This window comes from Mycobacterium sp. ST-F2, assembly GCF_001905655.1.
Classification (GTDB): domain Bacteria; phylum Actinomycetota; class Actinomycetes; order Mycobacteriales; family Mycobacteriaceae; genus Mycobacterium.
This window is the reverse complement of sequence record NZ_JMHT01000121.1, coordinates 1-5,223: the sequence shown is the minus strand read 5'-3', so window position 1 is coordinate 5,223 and position 5,223 is coordinate 1. Positions and strand designations below refer to the sequence as shown.

2 rRNA genes are annotated in these 5,223 nt (G+C 55.9%); both read left to right on the top strand.

Features of this window, described 5'->3' with window-relative positions:
• The first annotated feature begins 114 nt into the window (after positions 1–114).
• Positions 115–1,629, top strand: a 16S ribosomal RNA gene (locus tag EB75_RS28120).
• A 426-nt stretch (positions 1,630–2,055) separates the two neighbouring features.
• Positions 2,056–5,161: ribosomal RNA gene (locus tag EB75_RS28115) — 23S ribosomal RNA — on the top strand.
• Together the 16S and 23S rRNA genes form the textbook arrangement of a ribosomal RNA operon.
• The last annotated feature ends 62 nt before the right edge of the window (positions 5,162–5,223 follow it).

Genomic DNA, 5,223 nt, shown 5'->3' with positions numbered 1-5,223 from the left:
CCTCGTGTTTTCCCGTTTGTGGGGTGTGGTTGTTTTTTGATGCCAGTTTTTGGTGTCTTTTGTTTAGGTCAGATTGTTCTGAACTGGATTCTGTCGGGTTTGTCCCGAGGTTTTTGTTTGGAGAGTTTGATCCTGGCTCAGGACGAACGCTGGCGGCGTGCTTAACACATGCAAGTCGAACGATGAAGCCTTCGGGTGGATTAGTGGCGAACGGGTGAGTAACACGTGGGTGATCTGCCCTGCACTTTGGGATAAGCCTGGGAAACTGGGTCTAATACCGAATAGGACCATAATCTTCATGGGTTGTGGTGGAAAGCTTTTGCGGTGTGGGATGGGCCCGCGGCCTATCAGCTTGTTGGTGGGGTAATGGCCTACCAAGGCGACGACGGGTAGCCGGCCTGAGAGGGTGACCGGCCACACTGGGACTGAGATACGGCCCAGACTCCTACGGGAGGCAGCAGTGGGGAATATTGCACAATGGGCGCAAGCCTGATGCAGCGACGCCGCGTGAGGGATGACGGCCTTCGGGTTGTAAACCTCTTTCAATAGGGACGAAGCGTGAGTGACGGTACCTATAGAAGAAGCACCGGCCAACTACGTGCCAGCAGCCGCGGTAATACGTAGGGTGCGAGCGTTGTCCGGAATTACTGGGCGTAAAGAGCTCGTAGGTGGTTTGTCGCGTTGTCCGTGAAAACTCACAGCTTAACTGTGGGCGTGCGGGCGATACGGGCAGACTAGAGTACTGCAGGGGAGACTGGAATTCCTGGTGTAGCGGTGGAATGCGCAGATATCAGGAGGAACACCGGTGGCGAAGGCGGGTCTCTGGGCAGTAACTGACGCTGAGGAGCGAAAGCGTGGGGAGCGAACAGGATTAGATACCCTGGTAGTCCACGCCGTAAACGGTGGGTACTAGGTGTGGGTTCCTTCCTTGGGATCCGTGCCGTAGCTAACGCATTAAGTACCCCGCCTGGGGAGTACGGCCGCAAGGCTAAAACTCAAAGGAATTGACGGGGGCCCGCACAAGCGGCGGAGCATGTGGATTAATTCGATGCAACGCGAAGAACCTTACCTGGGTTTGACATGCACAGGACGCCAGTAGAGATATTGGTTCCCTTGTGGCCTGTGTGCAGGTGGTGCATGGCTGTCGTCAGCTCGTGTCGTGAGATGTTGGGTTAAGTCCCGCAACGAGCGCAACCCTTGTCCTATGTTGCCAGCGGGTTATGCCGGGGACTCGTAGGAGACTGCCGGGGTCAACTCGGAGGAAGGTGGGGATGACGTCAAGTCATCATGCCCCTTATGTCCAGGGCTTCACACATGCTACAATGGCCGGTACAAAGGGCTGCGATGCCGTGAGGTGGAGCGAATCCTTTCAAAGCCGGTCTCAGTTCGGATCGGGGTCTGCAACTCGACCCCGTGAAGTCGGAGTCGCTAGTAATCGCAGATCAGCAACGCTGCGGTGAATACGTTCCCGGGCCTTGTACACACCGCCCGTCACGTCATGAAAGTCGGTAACACCCGAAGCCGGTGGCCTAACCCTTGTGGAGGGAGCCGTCGAAGGTGGGATCGGCGATTGGGACGAAGTCGTAACAAGGTAGCCGTACCGGAAGGTGCGGCTGGATCACCTCCTTTCTAAGGAGCACCTTTTACATGCCCTGATCCAGGGTTTCCCCCATGCCGGCAACAGTGCCGGGGTTCATGGTTGGGATTGTCGCCGGCGCCTGTAGTGGGTTTGTCCGGTGGGTGCATAGGACAACGAACGCTGGTCGGCTGGGATGACACGTCGACCGAAAGAATTACCAGACACACTGTTGGGTCCTGAGACAACAGGCCCGTTCGCTCCCCTCTCGTATAGGGGGTGGGGGACGCCCCGGTTGCGGGGTGGGGGTTGTTGTTGCCTCACCGGTTTTGGTGGTGGGGTGTGGTGTTTGATTCGTGGATAGTGGTTGCGAGCATCTAATGCACGCAGAATGTTGGCCCGGAGGCTTCGGTTTCTGGGTTGCTTGTTCTGTGTGTGTTGATGTGCAATTTTGATTCTTGTTTTCAATTGGTTTTTGTGCGTAAGTGTTTAAGGGCGCATGGTGGATGCCTTGGCATCAGAGGCCGATGAAGGACGTAGGAGGCTGCGATAAGCCTCGGGGAGTTGCCAACCGAGCGTTGATCCGAGGATGTCCGAATGGGGAAACCCAGCACGAGTGATGTCGTGTTACCCATGCCTGAATATATAGGGTGTGGGAGGTAACGCGGGGAAGTGAAACATCTCAGTACCCGTAGGAAGAGAAAACAATTGTGATTCCGTGAGTAGTGGCGAGCGAAAGCGGATGAGGCTAAACCGTATGCATGTGATACCGGGTAGGGGTTGTGTGTGCGGGGTTGTGGGACCCATCTTTCCAGTTCTACCTGGCTGGAGGGTAGTAAGAAAATGTCGTGGTTAACGGAAGTGGCTTGGGATGGCCTGCCGTAGAGGGTGAGAGTCCCGTACGTGAAAACCCGATGTCTGCCTTGATGGTGTTCCCGAGTAGCAGCGGGCCCGTGAAATCTGCTGTGAATCTGCCGAGACCACTCGGTAAGCCTAAATACCTTCTGATGACCGATAGCGGATTAGTACCGTGAGGGAATGGTGAAAAGTACCCCGGGAGGGGAGTGAAATAGTACCTGAAACCGTGTGCCTACAATCCGTCAGAGCCCTCTCTTGAGTGGGGTGATGGCGTGCCTTTTGAAGAATGAGCCTGCGAGTCAGGGACATGTCGCGAGGTTAACCCGTGGGGGGTAGCCGTAGCGAAAGCGAGTCTGAATAGGGCGTATCCTTTTTGGTGTAGTGGCATGTTCTGGACCCGAAGCGGAGTGATCTACCCATGGCCAGGGTGAAGCGCGGGTAAGACCGCGTGGAGGCCCGAACCCACTTAGGTTGAAGACTGAGGGGATGAGCTGTGGGTAGGGGTGAAAGGCCAATCAAACTCCGTGATAGCTGGTTCTCCCCGAAATGCATTTAGGTGCAGCGTTGCGTGTTTCTTGCCGGAGGTAGAGCTACTGGATGGCCGATGGGCCTCACCAGGTTACTGACGTCAGCCAAACTCCGAATGCCGGTAAGACAAAAGCGTGGCAGTGAGACGGCGGGGGATAAGCTCCGTGCGTCGAGAGGGAAACAGCCCAGATCGCCGACTAAGGCCCCTAAGCGTGTGCTAAGTGGAAAAGGATGTGCAGTCGCGAAGACAACCAGGAGGTTGGCTTAGAAGCAGCCACCCTTGAAAGAGTGCGTAATAGCTCACTGGTCAAGTGATTGTGCGCCGATAATGTAGCGGGGCTCAAGCACACCGCCGAAGTCGCGGCATCCGCAAGGATGGGTAGGGGAGCGTCCTGCACCCAGTGAAGCAGCCTGGTAATGGAGCTGTGGAGGGTGTGGGAGTGAGAATGCAGGCATGAGTAGCGAATAGGCAAGTGAGAACCTTGCCCGCCGAAAGACCAAGGGTTCCTGGGGCAGGCCAGTCCGCCCAGGGTGAGTCGGGACCTAAGGCGAGGCCGACAGGCGTAGTCGATGGACAACGGGTTGATATTCCCGTACCCGTGTGTGTGCGTCCGTGATGAATCCATTGTGCTAACCATCCAAATGGCACGTGATGATCCTTTCGGGGATCACGTGTTGCCGGCTGCGTGGGACCCTGGTGGGTAGTAGTCAAGCGATGGGGTGACGCAGGAAGGTAGCCGTACCGGTCAGTGGTAATACCGGGGTAAGCCTGTAGGACGAACGATAGGCAAATCCGTCGTTCATATGTCTGAGAGGTGATGCATAGCCGAGTGAGGCGAATTCGGTGATCCTATGCTGCCAAGAAAAGCCTCTAGCGAGTGCACACATGGCCCGTACCCCAAACCAACACAGGTGGTCAGGTAGAGAATACTAAGGCGTACGAGTTAACTATGGTTAAGGAACTCGGCAAAATGCCCCCGTAACTTCGGGAGAAGGGGGACCTCCATACCGTCAACACCCTTGCGGTGGGTAGCGGGAGGGGGTGGCACAAACCAGTGAGAAGCGACTGTTTACTAAAAACACAGGTCCGTGCGAAGTCGCAAGACGATGTATACGGACTGACGCCTGCCCGGTGCTGGAAGGTTAAGAGGACCTGTTAACTCCTTCGGGGGTGAAGCGGAGAATTTAAGCCCCAGTAAACGGCGGTGGTAACTATAACCATCCTAAGGTAGCGAAATTCCTTGTCGGGTAAGTTCCGACCTGCACGAATGGCGTAACGACTTCTCAACTGTCTCAACCATAGACTCGGCGAAATTGCACTACGAGTAAAGATGCTCGTTACGCGCGGCAGGACGAAAAGACCCCGGGACCTTCACTACAACTTGGTATTGGAGTTCGGTACGGTTTGTGTAGGATAGGTGGGAGACTGTGAAGCGCACACGCCAGTGTGTGTGGAGTCGTTGTTGAAATACCACTCTGATCGTATTGGGCTTCTAACCTCGGACCGTCTATCCGGTCCAGGGACAGTGCCTGGTGGGTAGTTTAACTGGGGCGGTTGCCTCCTAAAATGTAACGGAGGCGCCCAAAGGTTCCCTCAACCTGGACGGCAATCAGGTGTTGAGTGTAAGTGCACAAGGGAGCTTGACTGCGAGACGTACATGTCGAGCAGGGACGAAAGTCGGGACTAGTGATCCGGCACCCCCGAGTGGAAGGGGTGTCGCTCAACGGATAAAAGGTACCCCGGGGATAACAGGCTGATCTTCCCCAAGAGTCCATATCGACGGGATGGTTTGGCACCTCGATGTCGGCTCGTCGCATCCTGGGGCTGGAGCAGGTCCCAAGGGTTGGGCTGTTCGCCCATTAAAGCGGCACGCGAGCTGGGTTTAGAACGTCGTGAGACAGTTCGGTCTCTATCCGCCGCGCGCGTCAGAAACTTGAGGAAACCTGTCCCTAGTACGAGAGGACCGGGACGGACGAACCTCTGGTCTACCAGTTGTCCCACCAGGGGCACCGCTGGATAGCTACGTTCGGACAGGATAACCGCTGAAAGCATCTAAGCGGGAAACCTCTTCCAAGACCAGGTTTCTCACCCTCTAGGAGGGATAAGGCCCCCCGCAGACCACGGGATCGATAGGCCAGACCTGCACATCCAGCAATGGATTCAGGGAACTGGTACTAACCGGCCGAAAACTTACACACACCAAAAAAACCAGTGCGTGTAAACAAGACGAAGAACATTGCACATCGTGCCCGCAACCACA